The following is a 19793-nucleotide window of genomic DNA, read 5'->3' on the forward strand; positions in this document are numbered from 1 at the left end:
ATTAATTTATTTCGAAAATTTGTTTTAATTGTATTGCAATATTCGGCAGTGTAACATCATCTTTCCAAGACATTGGATTTAATTTTTTAGTAGCACTACTTAGTTCTGGCATGAATTGGTGAAAAGCTTTCCAATAATCCTTCTTGTCATAAAGTTTAGAGAAAAATTGAAAACCTCTATAAACGAAGGATGGGTCAATACTATTTTGTTTAGCATATCTATCAACCATAATTTTATTATTTATATGCGGCTTGATATAATTGAACATATCAATACCGAAGAAAAAGTTTTGCGCAAAATCATCTGCTTGTTCTTCATTGATGAGAATCAAACTTGGCTCACCAGTGAGATGATAACCCCATGTTGCAATTATTTCGTAATCAAATAGGACGTGATATAGCTCATGAAGCAGTGCAAACCACACAGTAGGATAGCTTTTATTTAAGTCGGTTAATACAATGCAAGGTTTGTTATTAACTATAAACGTAGCTCCCCTGTATTGAGAAGTGGTCAAGTGTTTTTGGAAAATCACCGTAATTCCATGATTATAAAGAGCTTTGCAAACTATATATAATCCATTCTCAACATCCCGTGAATAGGGTTTTATTTTTGGTATTAAATCCTTTAATATTTCTCTATTATATGTGTTAGGGTTATCTATCAGCTCGAAAAGCCTATAAGCCGATTTGATCGCAAAGTCTCTCATTCTATCGGTAAAATTTCGCTTTGGTTGACTGAAGAGTATCGCACTTAAATTTTTCTCATAATCTTCATATTCTTGCATTTCACGAAACCCGTAATAAGAAATGACTCTATTTATTATACTGTCAGTATCATTCTTGGTTGTGATAAATTTCTCTTTATAGAGTTTATCAATATCGAAGTTTTTTGCTAGAAATGTCATTTTATTTGCAGACTGAAGGCTGGCAATATTTTCGGGGCTTTGCTTCGAAAGGATTGACTTTAATACGTTATTCAATGAAATTTCAAGAAATTCAGCAATTTTGAGAACATTAAGCATGTTTGGCTGTTTAGATTCTCCAGTCAATAAAGCTAATAATGACTTTCTTTCTATACTTAACAGTTCACTTGCTTGGGTCATAGTGATTCCGAGCTGGGTAGTTCGAGCTTCGAACAATTGATAAAGGTCAATTTTCGGCTCGTCAGAATCTAATGATGCTTTTAAAAGACTGTTTATGTTTATTTTTTTATCTTGCATCTAGGGTATATTTACCCTCAAAAATAACATTTTATTATATAAAATCATAATTCTCGGGTAAATTTACCCGAGAATTAATTAAAGATTAATCTTGCTTTGGTTTTATAGCTCTTAACATTGCTTCTGCAATATTTTTGGTTCGTGTATAATTATTTGCCAGAACTGCTTTTAGTAATTCCCTGTTAGCTTTTGGCAAATCATCAAATTCTTCAGAATTGAATCTTTGCAGAATTGTTCTAAATCTTGAGAAAGGTTTTAGGTCAGTTAACTTTGACAGAATTATCTCATCAGTATTGATACCTTTTTCGAAATAATAACGCCATCTATCATTTGAAATCTCAGACAATTTCCGCTCAGCAATTTCCGCGGCTGCCCACGAATAATTAAAGTAATTGCCGATGTATATGGCTATGTATGCTTGTAAACATTCCAAGAAAGCAGCACTTGGAATAGTAGAACCCAAGTTAGCTAATCTTTTAATTGCAGCTGGTTCATTATAGAAGTTGTTTTGTCCAAAATGAACCTCCAGTAAATTACTCGCTGCTTTTTTAAATGTATTTGACCTCAAGTTTTCGGGAACATAATCGAATCCTCTAACTTTTAATAGAGCATTTTTAAGACCCGAAGATGCACTTACATTACCCGATGCCGTGACATCCCTATATGCTGTACCTATATTCCATTTATCATTTTCGCCAAGAGTAGACCAAATGTGCGGAAGAATTAAATTAAAATTAGCCAAAGCATTTTCTAGTTTTGCCCCAGTATCATTTTTAATTGCAGAAGTTAGAATAGTAACAACTGTTCGCAAATAAAACAGCGATGCGTGAATCAGCTGGTCTAGTTCGATATCAGTCAAAGAAAGATACTCACTTAACAGCCTGTTTCTAAATTGAGAAAATTCAATCGCAATTGATATATCTGACTCTGCCAGAACATACTGAACACTTGATTTCACAATTTGTATTGCTGAAACCTTATCTAAGTCTTCAGATGCTTTATTAGAAAAATAGTGAGTAATTAGCTCGTTAGCATGTTTGAGCTTCAAAGCAGCGGTACTACTCACAACGCCGAGCTGCTCTGCTAAATTAATCGTAGTGTAATCAGTAAGCACTTGATCTAGCGTTGCATATTCGTCAATATCTTCACGATTTAGCATTTCGCCTATGAATTTCATGCCAAGGGTACTTAACGTTTCTTTAAGTTTTACAATTGCTTTTTTCCAAGTGAATTCAGCAGCCATATCGTATGCCTTAATTTCGAAAGCTGCAACAATTTGCAATCTTTGACGATCAGTTAAACTTTCTGCATACTTTACTAAATCTTGAGCTTCACTAATATCAGTTGGGATAAGGGCTCCATCTGGTCCTTTCCAAAGTTGTAAGTCTGTCATTGTTTTTTCCAATATTGTGTTTTACCATCTTGAGATTTATAAAAACAAGAACTAAATTTTCCCGAGTTTACCATTGATTGGTAAGCCCGTGTTCGAGCTCCCCCAATTATTACCGGATTGTCTTCGCTAACAATAGGTGGTATAAACATATGATAGCCAATAATTTTTCCGGTAGTTGTTAAAATTGTTATTCCATCATGATTTAGCATGGATATTAATATTTTCGTGTAAGAAATTAAATTTACCGAAGCTTCCCCAGATTTCTCACTTTCAGCATACCTAACGAATTCGGCTAGGTCTATTGATTCTTGTAAATATATACAGTCGGAAAACTCAGCTTTTATTTGTTCAATTGAATCTGGCGAATCATCAATAAGCCCAATCAGATTACCATGCCCAATCCTTAAAGCCTCACTAATAGTTTTATTTAACAATGTTGTGATATTTATTTTATGCTCTTCGGGACAATTTTCGGTGATATCTTTTGAAATCGAAGATGTGGCATTGTCTTCATCATATTCAATATCGTTTAAAGATAATGAAACTATTAGCTTTCTTTCTAGGCCAATTAATTTAACAGTTTTGATGCCAATATTTTGGATATATGCAACAGAAATATTATCAGGTTTGACAGCCAATTTGCCAACTGCTTGCTCATATAACGATGGACTTGTCTCTGTAATTTCTGCATCAATAAGCCCAAAAGTTATTTCGTCTTTTACTTCGATGAAAATATTCCAACTACCTACTGCAAGGGGTGCGCAAAGTTTTAAGATATTTGAAAACTCTGCTTTCTTCAGAGGAACTTTTTTTATAATTATTTTTCGATCAGAAATTGTTTTGAAAAAATCTATATCATTAACAATTATCACCTCTGGAAAAAGGTGCTGTCCCTCTTCATAATAATCAGAAATTGAATTTATCAATTCTAGAACTCCCTCCTTGAGCTCTCCAGAGCTGGCGAATTTCTCTTCATAAAGAAATTCGCCTATTGCAGACATGACAGTTTCTTTAAGAGAGGTTTTTTTAGTTGCTTGGTTCATTTATTTTTGATGCAAAATAGTTTTTGACGTTGATGTTCGGCATTTTATAATCTGAAGCCTTTTAGTTTAAGTTTAAGTGCGGCTTTTGATGGAAAATCAGAACGTTTTACTGGTAATGTTATCTTTTTAGACTTGTATTTGTAATAATCGGTAAAGTTCAATTGTTGGCTAACCAAAATAGTGTAATTTTCATCAATGCTAATTAGCCCCGCATCATAAAGCGCATGTATATCAACCCTCATCAACAATCCATTTTGTACATGATGCGAATCTTTATTGATATAGGCTTGAATATGAGCAGCGTTTAAAAGTTCGGGAATTTTTTCGCCACTAACACAGCATTGATTGTTATATGCTTTTTTAATTATGCCGCTAAAAAGTCCCTGACCAATTCGAGTGTTTGTCAGGACATAGTTTTTAATTTTTTCATCATTTATGGGAGTAAATAATTTTTTATCGTTGTTAATTGAAAAAAAAGGATCTACAGAATTGACATACTTAATTTTAACTATTTGGGTAGGGAATTTTAAGCCGTAATCTTCGGTATTTAGAAATCCTTCATCATCAAAAAAAATACAATTTTTTAGTATGATACATCCAATGATGTGGTTTTCAGGAGTAATGTTTTTGCCTCTATATTTTTTGCTATTTTTATCTAAATAAGATTTTATGCTATTCAAGAAGAGCTCTTTTGTACTCCTTCCGTTACGTATACCATATTCATTCCATGCTTGCTCTGCTGTCAAATTTTTATATTCCAGATATTCAGCGAACCCACCAATTCGGGATCAAGCGGAAAAGTTGGGGGTAATCGAATAATTTGTTTCTTTTGTAGTTAATAGTAATTACAAATTCCCTTGAATCCAGCCGAACAAACCCTTATCAGTTTTTTATTACCAGAAGGCATTCTGGATTATTTCGAAATACTCAAAGTCGAAAAAGAGTCGAAAGAGCTTCAGATCTTTCTTGAAGAGAAGAATATAGCTCCCTCTGGTTACGGGATAACTGAGCTCGAATCAAAGGGCTTTCTTCCAGAAGTTTCCATTCAGGATTTTCCTATTCGTGGGCAAAAAGTTGCCTTACGTATCAAGAGACGTAGATGGACGGTAAAAAAGACTGGGGATATCATTGGTAGAGATTGGGATTTAGTAAGAAAAGGGACTCGGATGACTACGGAATTCGGTCTTTTTTTAAAAGGAATATTTGGATAACCACCCCATTAGCTGCTATCATTTAGGGCATTATTTCCAAATAGACGGCAAACAACTCCAGGAGCAATATAAAGAGCACATCAGTGATTATAGTAGTTGGGATCAGAAAGGGCATGCGGATGATTGGATGCTTTTTGTAAAGAATGTGAGCCCCAGGCTCAGTATTGATGAAACAGCTTTATCCAATGGAGAGCTTTATACTATTGTAACCAATAAGGAAGCCAAAGGTAGAAAGGGTGCTATTGTAGCGATGATCAAGGGTACGGTGGCCGAAAACATTATATCTATACTGAAAAAGATTCCGGAAAGACTGAGAAAACGGGTGCGGGAAGTAACCATGGATATGGCTGCCAACATGCAATTGGCCATAAAACGATGTTTTGTAAACGCGCATCGGGTAATTGATCGTTTCCATGTTCAGAAATTGGCTTATGATGCAGTTCAGGAAGTTAGGATAAAGTATCGTTGGGAGGCTATCGATGCAGAAAATGAGGACATCGCAACGGCAAAAAAGAACAAAACTGCTTACCATCCAGAAGTGTTGGCTAATGGAGATACTTTAAAGCAATTGCTGGCGCGGAGCAGGTATCTTTTGTTTAAACATCCCTCAAAATGGACACGGAATCAAGAACTTAGAGCAGAGCTACTTTTCGAAAGGTATCCCAAATTAAAGAATGCATATAATATTGCCCAAAAATTGGGAGATATATTCAGATTGTGCAAAAGTAAGGAACAGGCCTTTAAAAGATTGGCAATCTGGTATAATGAGGTCGAAGCATGCGGAATTGATTCCTTTAGGACTGTTGCCAGATCAATTCAATCGCATTACCTGTATATCCTTAACTTCTTTATTAACAGGGCTACAAATGCTTCTGCAGAATCTTTCAATGCCAAGATCAAAGCCTTTAGAGCAACATCGAGAGGTGTAAGGGATATTAAGTTCTTCTTATTCAGATTATCGAAAATATATGCCTAAAGTTTAACTCCCCCCAACTTTTCCGCTTGATCCCCAATTCGCCTTATAGGCGATTTAAGTAAGAAGTAAAATTTTTCCCCTTGCTTTGGTTTTCTTAAATTCCAAGGCGTGGGAGTCCAAAAATTAATAAAGGAGTTGAGTTCTTGGCTTTTCAAAAAATAAAACCAATTTTTATCTGTAGGGGAGATAGAAAACATTTGTTGAGAGTCAATAATAAATTATTTACTAAAGTACCAGTTAAAAAAGATACCAACAAATTATTGACTGTAATATTGACTGTAATAAATAAAAGCCTCTGTAAGTTATTGACTTACAGAGGCTTAGTTTCGTTCTGGTGATCCCGCTGGGATTCGAACCCAGGACCACTACATTAAAAGTGTAATGCTCTACCAGCTGAGCTACGGAATCATTTCCCTTTGTTTAAGGAGGTGCAAATATAGATATTTATCTTTTTCTTGCAAATAATTTTTTAAAATGTTTGAGCTGTTTTTTGCTGTGGTTAAAATACTTACTTATAACTTGCTGATTTTAAAATTTATAGGCCATTAATTAATTTTAAAATATTTTTTCTTAACCTATAAAATTCATATAAATGAGCGCTATTTGCTAGCTTTAGGGATAAAATTAAGGAAAGACTGAAACTGAGCTTTGTGTTTATTCTTATCAAGTTTAAAGTAAAAGGCTCCTCTTCTCGAACTTGATTTATCCTTTTCAGTCTGTTTAATCAATAATCCACTTGCGGTAATCTTGCGTATAAAATTCCGGTTATCTATTGGTGAGTCGTAAACCTGCTCATATAAAGCCTGAAGTTGTGGTATTGTGAAGCGTTTAGGTAAAAGTTCGAATAAAACAGGGTGGAGGGCAGCCTGATAACGGATTTTATCCATTGCCGCTTTCACCATTATGTTATGGTCAAAAATTAATTCTGGAACTTCTTTCAGCTTAAACCACTCCGCATGGTATTGATCGTTAATTTGTTTGCTGTATTTGTTAATATCAATCAAGGCAAAATAAACCACTGAAACCGTACGTTCAATAGGGTCACGGTCTGGGCGACCATAGGCATGAAGTTGTTCCAGATAAACATCATGTAAACCTGTCAATTCCAATAAAATTCTTTTTGCAGCACCGTCGAGGTCTTCCTGCTCGCCAATAAAACCACCCATTAAACTCCATTGATCTTTAATTGGCTCAATGGCCCTTTTAATCACCAAAAGTTTCAGCTGTTCACCGTCGTAGCCAAAAATAATGCAGTCTACTGCAACAAGAACAGGTTTTTGATTTAAATATTTTCCCATGTTAAAAAAGCGTATTTAATTTAGCGTCAGTATAATCTGTAATGTAACCTAAGATATTTGGATAACCATCAAATTCTTCGATGGTGTGCGTAGTTGTTAAAACAATGCATTGCATGCCTGCGTTTAAGGCCGATTCTACACCCTTAGGTGCATCTTCAAACACCAAACAGTCTGCGGGTTCAATATTTAAAGCCGCCGCTGCCTTCAAAAATGTTTCAGGGTCAGGTTTACTGGTTTCAACATCATCCGCACTTACGATGGCATTCATATAGTGGCGGATATTGAGTCCATCTATTACAAAATCGATGTTAAAAGGTATGGCCGCAGAGCCGATTGCCATCTTAATATTGGCATTTTTCGAACGCTCCAGAAACAGGTCTAAGCCATTAATAAGTGCCAGGTGAGGCATATAACCTTGCTGATAACGTTTTTCCTTATCGGTAGAAAGCCGTACTATCTCTTCGGCGGTAAATTTATTTTTCCCAAAAACGCGTTCCAAAACCTCATGGTTTTTACCATACATTTCTTTTTTTACACTTTCGTAATCGAGCTTGGCACCCAAATCTTCCGTCATAATACCGTACCAGGCCATAGTATGGTACTCCATATCATTAATCATGGTGCCATTTAAATCAAAAAGAAAGGCTTTAGGCTTAAAATTAAAATGATGCATATTACTGCTAAAATATGTGATTTTTTTTACTGTTTAGAATCATCATTAATAATATAAGAATAATAGTTATAATCGTTACTTTGACGTTAATAATTTTTTGCTACTTTAGCTTTAACCAAAAATAAATCAATATGAAGTCGCGTGTACCCTGTAAATGAATGCAGGTTCAGGTTTGCTTCCTCAAATTTTAATCCATGAAAAAAATATTCTTCAAGGCCTTGCCTTTCGCTACATTATGTTTAGCCATTGCTTTTTCTTCCTGTAATCCTAAATCTGATAAGGAAGCACAAACCACTGCGCAAACCGATACGTTAAAATACAGCACAACCGTTGATGGAAAAAGTGTAAAGCTATACACCTTAAAAAACAAACAAGGGGCTTCCGTTTCCATCACCAATTATGGTGGGAGGGTAGTATCACTTTTAGTGCCTGATAAAGATAATAAGTTAACTGATGTTGTTTTAGGGTACGATAGCATAGGTGCTTACCGCAAAAAAGGAGAGCCGTTTTTTGGTGCATTAATCGGGAGATATGGAAACCGAATTGGCAAAGGCAAATTTACTTTGGAAGGAAAAGAATATACTTTGCAACTCAACGATGGAGTAAATACCTTACATGGCGGTACTGATGGCTTTTTCTCGAAAGTTTGGGAAGCCAAACAGGTGGATAGTCAAAAACTGGAACTAAATTACGTTTCTAATGATGGCGAAGCGGGTTACCCTGGAAAACTTGATGTAAAGGTAACCTATACCCTAACTGATGATAATGCTTTGCAGATTGATTATTTAGCAACAACTGATAAAACAACCGTTGTAAATTTAACCAACCATGCATATTTTAACCTAAATGGAGAAGGAAACAGCACAATCCTTGATCATGAATTAACTATTGATGCCAATGCTTATACACCTGTAGATTCTACTTTAATCCCAACCGGGAAATTAACACCTGTAGCTGGAACAGCATTTGATTTTAACAAAGCTAAAACGATCGGAAAATCCATCGAAGAAAATGATCAGCAGTTAAAATTTGGCAAAGGCTACGATCATAATTTTGTATTAACCCATCACGATGGCAAAACACCTGTAGCTACCGTAAAAAGCCCGGTTACGGGTATTATCCTTGAGGTTTACACGGTAGAACCGGGTTTACAGTTTTACAGCGGAAACTTTTTAACCGGTGCAGATAAGGATGGTAAAGGTAAAAAAGCATATCCTCATCGTTCAGCTTTCTGTTTAGAAACACAGCATTTTCCTGATGCACCAAATCATCCAAATTTTGCATCTACAGTGCTTAAACCAGGCGAAACTTATAAAACAAGTACAACTTATAAGTTTTCTAAAGCATCAATTAAATAAGTTGAATATCCGTATTACTACAAAAAAAGCAAGACTTTTGGTCTTGCTTTTTTTGTTTTAAAATTCAATTTTAAGGGGTTAATAACCGATCAGGAAACTGAGTAGTTCTCTCAATGGTTAATTGTTGCATAATTTGGTATAGGTGAGTTTTAAACATATTAATGGTATGCTCGCCACCCTCGTTACCCAGCGCACCAACTCCATACATAAAAGGCCGGCCCATAAAGTTAAATTCAGATCCAACGGCATGCGCTCTTGCTAAATCAACACCCGAACGGATACCACCATCTAACATGATCTTTAATTTTGATTTATAAAGTGGATTGTTTGCCAATTTAATCAGTGAATTGATTGAAGATTCACCTGCATCAATTTGCCTGCCACCATGATTGGAAACAATTACACCATCCGCACCGATCTGGATAGCAGCCTGCATATCTTCGTCAGTTGTGATTCCTTTCAGTACTAGTGGCCCTTTCCAGAGATCACGAATGGCTGCAACTTTCTCAATATCAACCTTGCCGGTAAATGTTTTGTTCATAAACTGCCCAAGTTGCGACATGTCAAGGCCTTTTTCCATATAAGGCTTTAAGGTTGCAAATGATGGAATTCCATGTTGCAGGGTTTTAATGCCCCACAGCGGGCGGGCAAAAGCCTGCAAAATATTATTGATTGACATTTTTGGTGGAATAGATAAACCACTTTTAATTTCTTTATACCGCAAACCAAATGCAGGTACATCTACCAGAACAACTAATACAGGGCATTCAACAGCTTTTAAGCGATTTAAAATATCATCTCTCAAACTATTTTCAGTAGGATGGTACAACTGAAACCATGCTTTCCCTTCGGATACTTCGGCAATTCGTTCGATACTACTGGTAGATACCGTGCTTAAAGTATAGGGAACGTCGGCTTTAGCAGCAGCTTTGGCTAAAATTTCGGGTGCATTAGGCCACATCAAACCCTGCAAGCCGATAGGAGATATCCCAAACGGAGCACTGTAACGGCGGCCAAACAACTCGACCGACATATCAATATCTCCACCAACGCGTAAGTAATTCGGTTTAAGGTAAATATTGTCGAAATCGCTCTCGTTCCGCGATAAATTAAGTCCCTCATTACAACCGCCCTCCAGGTAATCAAAAGCAAATTTTGGAATTCTCGATTTTGCTTTGCTTCTTAAGTCGGCTACAGAAGGAAACTGAGGATTGTAAGGGAATGTAATCTTTTTACTCATATTTAAATATTGTATTGGTCAGATTCTATTTTAAAAAGCGAAAACTAATGTTTTATATTATGTTTTCCATCCTGCTCTATCTGCTATTTTGCAATTATCGTTTTATGTTGGCTATCATTAATCATTTGCTTACCCTCGCTTGGAATAATTGTGCTTACAAACCGTAAAATACGATAGCGTATTAAACCTGATAAAAAGCTTTAGCATTATCAGTGAAAATTAATTTCCTTTCAGCTGCAGAAAATTGCGTTGCGTATTTAGTAACTAAATTAAACCAATCTTCATATGGGCGACTGATTAACATTACCGGCCAATCGCTGCCATACATTACTCTTTCAACACCGAAATGCTCAAAAATTGAGTCGAAACAATTAAAAAGTTCTTTTTCTTTCCAATTTTTCCAGTCTGCTTCTGCCAGTAAGCCAGAAACTTTGCAGCTTACATTTGGGTTTGAAGCCAAGGTTTTAATATTTGCCGACCAGGCTTGTAAATCCTGATTTTTAACATCGGGTTTACCGCAGTGATCCAGTACAAATGGCTGATCAGGAATTTGATCAACCATTTTAATAATATCTGTCAATTGATCGTGGTAACACAATAAATCGTAGGTGTAATTGTATTTTTTCAGCAAATTAATTCCTGCAATGAACTTTTTGTTCAGAATAAAATCACTGTTTTCAGCTTGCAGAACATGTCGCCAGCCTTTAATGGTTTTAAAATTACCCCAATAAGTTAAACGTTCTTCCAAATCAGGATTAAGCAGATCTATCCAGCCCACAATACCCTTTATAATTTCATTTTGATCAGCCAGTCGGAGTAAAAACTGATTTTCTTCTTCGGATTGATTGGCCTGCACAGCAATACAACCAGTAATTTGAAGTTCGTTAAACGCCCTCAATAGGTTTTTTGGAGAAAAATCTTTGCGGATGGCCATCATTTCCTCGCTTATCCAGCTGTCTTTAACGGGATCAAAATTCCAGAAATGTACGTGTGTATCAATCATATATAAAGAGGTTAAAGTTTAAATATCTGATCCATTAAAATCCATTTTTCTCCAGGCTTCGAACCAGGTAATGCCTGCTGGTATTTCCACATTAAATTTTCCCATTCCTGCACTTTTGGGTTAGCCAAGTCTGCTTTCGATTTCTGTTCAAAAGAAAAGCTTTCATTCACCTCCATAATCATAAACAGCCGATTGCCAAGCAGATATATTTCTAATTTTTCAATCCCCGATGAGCTGATGCTTTCTTTAATTTCAGGCCAAACCGCTTTATGATACTGCTTATACTCTTCTATAAGCTTTTCATCATTTACAAGATCGAGTGTTAAGCAGTATCTTTCCATTTTAGTTTTCACTATAAGCTTTAACGTTTTGCTTACTAGAGCCTAAACCGTCTATACCCAATTCAACCACATCACCAGCTTTTAAATACCATGGCTCGGGTTTTTGACCTAAACCTACACCAGCCGGTGTTCCTGTGGTAATAACATCGCCAGGTAAAAGCGTCATAAACTGACTGATGTAAGAAATCATAAATGGCACATTGAAAATCAGGTTCGAGGTATTGCCATCCTGCAAAGTATTGCCATTTACGGTTAACCAAAGGCGAAGATTGTGTACGTCGGCAATTTCATCCTGGGTAGCAATAAATGGTCCGATAGGAGCAAATGTATCGCAGCTTTTTCCTTTAACCCATTGTCCGTTCCTTTCAATCTGGAACTCGCGCTCGCTATAATCATTATGCAAAACATAACCCGCAATATGATCTAAAGCATTTTCTTCAGCAACATAACTCGCTTTTTTGCCAATTACAATTGCCAATTCTACTTCCCAGTCGGTTTTTTTACTATTTTTTGGGATAATTAATTCATCATTTGGCCCAACAATAGCTGAAGTAGCTTTAAAGAACAAAATTGGTTCTGATGGGATAGGAGCATTGGTTTCTGCTGCGTGATCTTTATAGTTTAAGCCCACACAAATAATTTTTGAAGGACGGGCCAAAGCCGGACCAAGGCGCACACCTTTATCAACCTGAGGTAAATCAGCGGTTTGAATAGCGGTCTTTAATTTTTCCAAGCCATCACCACCAAAAAATTCTTCGTTATAATCATTAACCAAAGCAGAAACATCAAAATAGTTATCATTAATAATTACTCCAGGTTTTTCAGCTCCGGCTTCGCCAAATCGTATTAATTTCATTATAAAATGCTTTATTGTATTTGAAAATATTATTAATTGTTTAAGGTAGTAAATCCACCGTCAATCGGGTAATCGCAACCAGTAATAAAAGAGGCTTCATCGCTGCATAGGTATAAAGCAAGGGCACCAACTTCTTCTGGTTTTGCCATTCTGCCAATAGGTTGTGTTTTAGAAAGTTTTTCGAACATTTCGGGGATATTATCCGGATAGTTTTTCTGTAAAAATCCATCCACAAAAGGCGTATGAACCCGCGCTGGTGAAATGGAGTTACACCTGATGTTTTCGCCAATATAATCTTTTGCCACACTCATCGTAATTGCTTTTACCGCACCTTTTGCAGCACTATAAACAAAACGATCCGGCAGGCCAATTAACGCAGCGATTGATGCCATATTAATAATTACACCTCCACCAGCTAAACGGATCTGCGGAATGGCTGCATGCAGGCAATTGTAAACGCCTTTTACATTAACACGCATTACACGGTCAAAATCGGCTTCATCAGTAGTATCTGCCTTGCCAATATGCGCAATACCTGCATTGTTAATCAGGATATTAATCTGGCCAATTTGTTTAAAAACTTCATGTACAGCATTGTGATCAGCAACATCACAACCGTAACTAAAGCCTTCGCCACCATTTGTTTTAATTTCATCGATGGTAGCCTGCGCATGTTCAGTACCCAGCTCTATAATGTGAACCTCAGCACCTTGTTTGGCTAAAATGGTTGCTATGGCTTTTCCAATGCCGCTGCCGCCACCGGTAACAACGGCTTTTTTGTTTTTTAGTGAAAACATGTATATGCTTATAAAATTATAATTGATTAGAATAGGATACAAATAAAATAAATAATGTTGATTAAAAATTTTATCTTCTTGCCTAAATATTAACAGATATTGTCATAACCTGTTTTGAACATATAAACCGCTTTACCTTGCATAAATTTTACAAAGGCAATCGCAAAAATTACTTATATTTGAATATTGTCTTTATATTTAAAGATAATATTTAACCAGATATTGCACCAACTTGCCTGATACAGGTGTTGTTACAGAGCCAATTGAATGAGAAATTTTCTAATTTTTATTTCCTGCTATTTTTTATCCCTATCATTTGTTTATGCTTCAAGCCGTACACAAAAAACGATTGTAATTTCTACAGAAAAGCATGTGCGTGTGCGTTTTGGTGCCGAAAAGCTATCAAAAGCATTAGCCAAATTAAAATATTCATTTACAATTGAACAAAGAGATAAGCTTGGCAAAACGGAGAACGTTATTGCGGTTGGTGTATTTTCCGACAAACTATTTGCCAGTAACCTTCCGTTGGAGATTAAGAATAAAATCTCAGTTACTAAAAAAGAGGGATTTCATATTTATAATGGAAAAAATGGGGTGCTTTATGTAATTGGCAACGATGCATCGGGTGCTTTATATGGCTGTATTGAATTGGCCGACCAGATTGCCAGCACTGGAAAACTGCCAACGCAGATATCCCTGTCCGACCAGCCTGAAATGGTATTGAGAGGCACATGTATCGGCTTGCAAAAACCCGATTACCTACCTGGCCATGATGTTTACGAATATCCTTACACGCCAGAAACATTCCCCTGGTTATATGATAAAGCTTTATGGATCAAGTACCTGGATATGATGGTCGAAAACCGGTATAATTCGCTTTATTTGTGGAACGGACATCCTTTTTCGTCGTTATTGAGGTTAAAAGATTATCCATATGCAGTGGAGGTTGATGATGCCACTTTAAAAAAGAATGAGGAAATTTTCAGTTTCTTAACCACAGAAGCTGATAAACGCGGTATATGGGTGATTCAGATGTTTTACAATATTATTATTCCAAAACCATTTGCCGATAAACATGGCTTAAAAACGCAGGATCGAAACCGTCCGATTATACCGTTAATTGCCGATTATACCCGAAAATCTATTGCTTCTTTTGTAGAAAAATATCCGAATGTGGGTTTAATGGTGGCCTTAGGCGAAGCAATGGAGGGTGTTGGCCAGGATGATATAGATTGGTTTACCAAAACAATAATTCCAGGAGTTAAAGATGGATTAAAAGCCGCAGGCATTAAGGAAGAGCCTCCGATTGTACTACGCGCCCATGATACCGATGCTCCAAGTGTAATGAAAGCCGCGCTTCCCTTATATAAAAACCTGTACACTGAAAATAAGTTTAACGGCGAAGCTTTAACAACTTACACACCGCGTGGAGCTTGGGCCGATTTAAATAGAAAATTAGCTGCTATTGGTACAGTTAACATTTCTAACGTGCATATTTTAGCAAACTTGGAACCTTTTCGTTATGGTTCTGCAGATTTTATCCAAAAATCAGTTCAGGCAATGAATAAGATTTATGGCGCAAAAGGATTGCATTTATATCCGCAAGCGAGTTATTGGGATTGGCCATATTCTGCAGATGATGTAAAAGGAAGATTGTTAGAGGTAGACCGCGATTGGATTTGGTATAAGGAATGGGCAAGGTACTCGTGGAATTCGCAAAGAGACCGTAGTCAGGAAATTAACTATTGGGGAAATGAACTGGCCAATAAGTATGGTGTTCATTTAACCGCAGGTAAAGCCATTCTGAATGCTTACGAAGAATCTGGAGAAATATCGCCAAAGCTTTTGCGCAGATATGGCATTACAGATGGAAACCGCCAAACGTTAACCCTTGGCATGTTAATGACTCAGTTGATCAACCCTTTCCGTTATGGTTTATTCACTTTAATGTACGAATCGGAAGCGCCTGAAGGCGAAATGATTATTGAATACGCTGAGAAGGAGTGGAAGAAACAAGGCCATATTGGCGAAACACCAGTACAGGTAGCACGTGAAGTGGTAGCGCATGGCAAAAAAGCAATAGAATCTATTAACGAAGCTGCACCAACTGTAACAAAAGATACTGCGGAATTTAAGCGACTTAAAAACGATATTGATTGCTATGATGAAATGGCCAATTTTTATGCTGAAAAAGTTAAGGCAGCTTTATGGATACTGCGGTATAAAAATTCCAATCAGGTAGCCGATTTAGAACAGGCATTACCATTTTTACAAAAAAGTGTAGACCACTATGCTAAACTGGTTAAATTAACTGAACACAGTTACCTGTATGCCAACAGTATGCAAACCAAGCAACGCAAAATCCCGATGCGTGGTGTAGATAAAACATTTATCCATTGGAAAGAAATGCTGCCTGTTTTTAGTAAAGAACTCGAACATTTTAAACATAGCATCGATTCACTTAAATCGATAAAACAAGGCACAGTTACAGCAATTGTTCCTTATAAAAATGCTGATGTTAAAATCTTAAATGAAACTGAAAGCTATGTGATTGCAAAAGATGCACAGCTTTTTGCCGATACAGCCATTAAAATTAAAGAAGTTGCCGCACAATTGCTGGGTTTAAAAGGAATTAAACTTTCTAAAGAAAAGCAAATTAAAATTGGTACCGAAATCAAATTTACGACAAAAACACCTGTAAAATTGTTAGTTGGCTTTTTTAACCAGAAAGATCCTCAATTTCTTGCTCCACCACAACTGGAAACTGATGCAAGTGCCAATAATTATGGTCAGTCTGAAATTAAGATATCGAATGCACTGGTAGCCAATGGTTTTCCGCCGGTAAATGTTCATGCTTATTCTTTCGCGCCAGGAACACATACTTTAAATTTGGGTAAAGGCACTTGTCTGGTTTTGGGTTTTATTGATGATAAACAAGAATTGCGGATTTTTAATGCAGGTTTGGATGGTAGAGGAAAAGATATAGACTGGTTATTTGAATAATGATGAATACAAGAAATTTTATTGCAACAGCTTCATTGTCGGTATTGACTATAGCGGGATTTGCACAGCAGAAATCAATCCTGGGAACTGATAAATTAAAGAAATATATTACCTATTTCAATTCTATCGATACAGAAGCTGTAAAAAATTATATTCCCAATGCCGAAGCTTTTACATGGATTGCTGAACAGGCACCTTTATTTGAATGCCCTGATACGGTATTGGAGCAAAATTATTACTACCGCTGGTGGACATACCGCAAGCATCTTGTTAAAACGCCTGAGGGTTTTATTTTTACGGAGTTTATCGAACCGGTTAAACATGCCGGCAAATACAATTCCATTAGTTGTGCATTAGGCCATCATATTTATGAGGGCAGGTGGTTAAAAGACAACAGTTATTTAAAAGATTATATCAAATTCTGGCTCTACCATGCCGATGTTGGTCAAACCAAACAGCGTTTCCATCAATTTAGCAGTTGGGTGGATGATGCTGTTTTTCAGAATTTCCTTGTACAACCTGATCAAAGCTTTTTAAAGGAAATTTTGCCCGCATTGGATAAAGATTACGGCAAATGGGAAGCCGAAAGGCAACTTAAAAATGGTTTATTCTGGCAGCATGATGTTAAAGATGGCATGGAAGAATCAATCAGCGGATCGAGGAAAGATCAAAACCAGCGGCCAACTATAAACAGTTACATGTACGGTAATGCCATGGCTTTAGCTAAAATTGCCAAACTTTTAGGTGATGAAACCTTGGCTAATAAATATAGAAATAAAGCAATGGTGCTCAAAAAGTTGGTTCAGGACAGTTTGTGGAATGTTTCTGCCTCATTTTTTGAAACCAGAAAAGCCAAAGGTGGCTCATCAGAGGTGCGAGAAGCCATCGGTTTTACCCCTTGGGAGTTTAACCTGCCTGATGACCAGTCTAAATATGCAAAAGCCTGGGATCAGTTGCTTGATACTGCTGGATTTAAAGCACCATGGGGATTAACCACCGCTGAAAGAAGAAACCCAACTTTTAGAACAAGAGGTACAGGGCATAGCTGCGAATGGGATGGTGCACTTTGGCCTTTTGCAAGCACTCAAACGCTAAAAGGTTTGGCAAATCTGCTCACCAACTATAAAAAACATGGTAAAATGACTGCCGAAGTTTTTTATAAAGAACTACATCAGTATGCTGCATCTCATGTAAAAAATGGTAAACCTTACATTGGTGAGTACCAGGATGAAAAAACCGGGGAATGGTTAAAAGGCGATAACCCGCGGAGCAGTTTTTACAATCACTCCACCTTTAATGATTTAATGATCAATGACCTGATTGGCATAAAACCACGTGAGGATAATGTACTTGAAATTTCACCATTAATTCCTAAGAACCAGTGGGATTGGTTTATGTTAGATCAAGTTTCGTATCACCATAAAACCCTGACTATTTTGTGGGATAAAACCGGAAAAAAATATAATAAGGGTAAGGGCTTATTGGTGTTTATTGATGGTAAAGAAATTTATAAAGGCAAAGATTTGAAGCCTTTAAAAGTGCAGATGAATTAAAAGGAAAGTCCTTGGTCTGTGTCCTCACATACCGGATATCCATTGAGTAAGAAGCGATAAAATCGCTGTTTTCGAACATCCTCGTTACAAACGGGGACGATGAATGGTGAAAATGAATTAAATCGGTCGTCATTTCGACTGGAGCGAAGCGAAACGGAGAAATCTTTAAACTTTTTTTAGTAACGTTCAAAGATTTCTCCACTACGGTGGACATGACGAAAAAGCGATAAAATATAACCAAATGAAACATTACATCCATATAATCAAAACCTCATTTTTTTTAATTGCAATGAGCACTTGCTTAACTGCCAGCGGCCAATCTTATTATAATGTAATTAAATACGGTGCAAAAAACGACAGTAGCAAACTGGCCACAACTGCAATTAAAAATGCGATAGAAGCGGCATCAAAAGCTGGTGGTGGAACAGTTTATTTTCCTGCTGGAAAATACCTGACCGGCGCTATCCATTTAAAAAGTAACATAACTATATTGATTGATGCCGGTGCTGAATTGCATTTTAGCGATAATTTCAACGATTATTTGCCTATGGTAAAAAGCCGTTATGAAGGCGTAGATGTTACCAGTTTTTCGCCTTTGTTTTATGCCTATAAAGTAGAAAACATCTCCATTATCGGGCGTGGAATTATTGACGGGCATGGCAAAAAATGGTGGGATTTTGTAGAAGGTTATAAAGAAGGACAAGCACGTTCTAAATGGCAAACTACTTTTGACGGTTTGAATAAAGATATTATTTTGCCAGATGATCCTAAGCAGATGAAACGTGGCTTTCTTCGGCCGCCGTTTATACAACCTATGTTCTGCAAAAATGTGTTGATCGATGGCATTACGATCCGCAACTCGCCTTTCTGGACTATAAATCCAGAGTTTTGCGAAAATGTTAAGGTCCATGCAGTTACCATTAATAACCCACATTCGCCCAATACAGATGGAATTAACCCTGAATCTTGCAAAAATGTACACATTTCAGATTGCCACATCAGTGTTGGCGATGACTGCATTACCATTAAATCGGGCAAAGATGCACCTGGAAGAAAAATGGCAGTTCCGGCAGAAAATTATGTAATTACCAATTGTACTATGCTGTCTGGTCATGGCGGTGTGGTTATCGGCAGCGAAATGTCTGGTGATGTACGCAAAATAGCGATTTCCAACTGCATTTTCGATGGAACTGATCGTGGTATCCGCATTAAAACTGCTCGCGGAAGAGGTGGTGTAGTAGAAGAAATTCGTGTGAGCAATATTATTATGAAAAACATTAAAGATCAGGCAATTGTACTCGATATGCAATACGCCAAAACAAATGTCGAAGCTGTTTCTGAGCGTACACCGGTTTTCAGGAACATTCATTTTAGCAACATTACTGGTGAGGTGAACCAAGCCGCTTATTTAAATGGTTTAGAAGAAATGCCTATCGATAATATTACTTTCAACGACATTAATATGGATGCCAAAACTGGCTTTTCTATCCAAAATTCAAGTAATATTGAGTTTCATAATGTAACTGTAAATACGGAGTTGGGTGCATCGTTAAAAGTGCTAAAAACGAATAATTTAATTGTAGACGCTTTAAAAAGTAATAAACCAAATGCCAATGCTGCTGTAATTGATCTCACAAATGTGTCTGATCTGTTCCTGTACAATGCTTTCCCGACGAAAGAAACGGTTACTTATTTGAAATTAAGCGGCACTGAGACAAAAAACATTTTCTTAGGAAACAATAATTTTAGGCGAATGAAAGAGGCCGTTAAAAAGGAGAAGGAAGTAAACGGTAGCATCGAAATCATTTCAGGCGATAAAGGACAATAAT

General features: G+C 36.7%; 17 protein-coding genes and 1 tRNA gene. 6 read left to right on the forward strand and 12 right to left on the reverse strand.

The window, feature by feature from the left end:
- Position 1: 1 nt before the first annotated feature.
- The 4 genes from ACZZZW_RS15130 to ACZZZW_RS15145 all read right to left on the reverse strand — a co-directional run bounded on the left by ACZZZW_RS15130 (position 2) and on the right by ACZZZW_RS15145 (position 4401).
- Positions 2–1219 (reverse strand): ImmA/IrrE family metallo-endopeptidase, encoded by a 1218-nt coding sequence (locus ACZZZW_RS15130; RefSeq protein ID WP_463494590.1) that lies wholly within the window; start codon positions 1217–1219, stop codon positions 2–4.
- Between the two features lie 85 nt (positions 1220–1304).
- Entirely contained in the window at positions 1305–2612 is a 1308-nt protein-coding gene (locus ACZZZW_RS15135; RefSeq protein ID WP_463494592.1) for a hypothetical protein, read from the reverse strand.
- Positions 2609–3655, reverse strand: a complete 1047-nt coding sequence (locus ACZZZW_RS15140) for a hypothetical protein (RefSeq protein ID WP_463494594.1) — start codon at positions 3653–3655, stop codon at positions 2609–2611. Before ACZZZW_RS15140 ends, ACZZZW_RS15135 begins: the two co-directional genes overlap by 4 nt.
- A gap of 44 nt (positions 3656–3699) precedes the next feature.
- Positions 3700–4401 (reverse strand): HNH endonuclease, encoded by a 702-nt coding sequence (locus ACZZZW_RS15145; protein WP_463494596.1) that lies wholly within the window; start codon positions 4399–4401, stop codon positions 3700–3702.
- Between the two features lie 111 nt (positions 4402–4512).
- On the opposite strand from ACZZZW_RS15145, the gene ACZZZW_RS15150 reads away from it, so the two are divergent.
- Together ACZZZW_RS15150 and ACZZZW_RS15155 are read left to right on the forward strand one after the other, a co-directional pair.
- On the forward strand, positions 4513–4866 hold the full coding sequence (locus tag ACZZZW_RS15150) for an ISAon1 family transposase N-terminal region protein (RefSeq protein WP_463493063.1): 354 nt from the start codon (positions 4513–4515) through the stop codon (positions 4864–4866).
- Positions 4859–5842: an ISAon1 family transposase gene (locus ACZZZW_RS15155; RefSeq protein WP_463494598.1), complete on the forward strand. Its 984-nt coding sequence runs from the start codon at positions 4859–4861 to the stop codon at positions 5840–5842. The genes ACZZZW_RS15150 and ACZZZW_RS15155 overlap by 8 nt, the downstream gene beginning before the upstream one ends.
- 332 nt (positions 5843–6174) lie before the next feature.
- Here ACZZZW_RS15155 and ACZZZW_RS15160 read toward each other — a convergent pair.
- The 3 genes from ACZZZW_RS15160 to ACZZZW_RS15170 form a co-directional block, all read right to left on the reverse strand.
- A tRNA-Lys gene (locus tag ACZZZW_RS15160) sits at positions 6175–6250 on the reverse strand.
- Positions 6251–6441: 191 nt separating this feature from the next.
- A complete protein-coding gene (locus ACZZZW_RS15165) occupies positions 6442–7140 on the reverse strand; it encodes an NUDIX hydrolase (protein ID WP_055906887.1) in 699 nt (232 codons plus the stop codon).
- Between the two features lies 1 nt (position 7141).
- A complete protein-coding gene (locus tag ACZZZW_RS15170) occupies positions 7142–7813 on the reverse strand; it encodes an HAD family hydrolase (protein ID WP_463494600.1) in 672 nt (223 codons plus the stop codon).
- 194 nt (positions 7814–8007) lie between these two features.
- On the opposite strand from ACZZZW_RS15170, the gene ACZZZW_RS15175 reads away from it, so the two are divergent.
- Positions 8008–9171 (forward strand): aldose epimerase family protein, encoded by a 1164-nt coding sequence (locus ACZZZW_RS15175; protein WP_463494602.1) that lies wholly within the window; start codon positions 8008–8010, stop codon positions 9169–9171.
- A 70-nt stretch (positions 9172–9241) separates the two neighbouring features.
- Here the strand turns inward: ACZZZW_RS15175 and ACZZZW_RS15180 are convergent, their stop codons facing one another.
- The 5 genes from ACZZZW_RS15180 to ACZZZW_RS15200 form a co-directional block, all read right to left on the reverse strand.
- Positions 9242–10411, reverse strand: coding sequence for an alpha-hydroxy acid oxidase (locus ACZZZW_RS15180; RefSeq protein ID WP_463494604.1), 1170 nt, complete (start codon positions 10409–10411; stop codon positions 9242–9244).
- Positions 10412–10592: 181 nt separating this feature from the next.
- Entirely contained in the window at positions 10593–11414 is an 822-nt protein-coding gene (locus ACZZZW_RS15185; RefSeq protein ID WP_463494606.1) for an amidohydrolase family protein, read from the reverse strand.
- A gap of 11 nt (positions 11415–11425) precedes the next feature.
- Complete coding sequence (locus tag ACZZZW_RS15190) at positions 11426–11755, reverse strand: L-rhamnose mutarotase (protein WP_463494608.1); 330 nt, start codon at positions 11753–11755, stop codon at positions 11426–11428.
- A 1-nt stretch (position 11756) separates the two neighbouring features.
- Complete coding sequence (locus tag ACZZZW_RS15195; RefSeq protein WP_463494610.1) at positions 11757–12611, reverse strand: fumarylacetoacetate hydrolase family protein; 855 nt, start codon at positions 12609–12611, stop codon at positions 11757–11759.
- A 32-nt stretch (positions 12612–12643) separates the two neighbouring features.
- Positions 12644–13408 carry an SDR family NAD(P)-dependent oxidoreductase gene (locus ACZZZW_RS15200; protein ID WP_463494612.1) on the reverse strand — a complete coding sequence of 255 codons (765 nt, stop codon included), beginning with the start codon at positions 13406–13408 and terminating at the stop codon, positions 12644–12646.
- A 267-nt stretch (positions 13409–13675) separates the two neighbouring features.
- Here ACZZZW_RS15200 and ACZZZW_RS15205 point away from each other — a divergent pair, with 267 nt between their 5' ends.
- From ACZZZW_RS15205 to ACZZZW_RS15215, 3 genes are all read left to right on the forward strand, one after another.
- Positions 13676–16411, forward strand: a complete 2736-nt coding sequence (locus ACZZZW_RS15205; protein WP_463494613.1) for an alpha-d-galacturonidase — start codon at positions 13676–13678, stop codon at positions 16409–16411.
- A complete protein-coding gene (locus ACZZZW_RS15210; RefSeq protein WP_463494615.1) occupies positions 16411–17964 on the forward strand; it encodes an MGH1-like glycoside hydrolase domain-containing protein in 1554 nt (517 codons plus the stop codon). The genes ACZZZW_RS15205 and ACZZZW_RS15210 overlap by 1 nt, the downstream gene beginning before the upstream one ends.
- A 241-nt stretch (positions 17965–18205) precedes the next feature.
- On the forward strand, positions 18206–19792 hold the full coding sequence (locus ACZZZW_RS15215) for a glycoside hydrolase family 28 protein (protein WP_463494617.1): 1587 nt from the start codon (positions 18206–18208) through the stop codon (positions 19790–19792).
- The last annotated feature ends 1 nt before the right edge of the window (position 19793 follow it).

This window comes from Pedobacter sp. AC379, assembly GCF_979258145.1.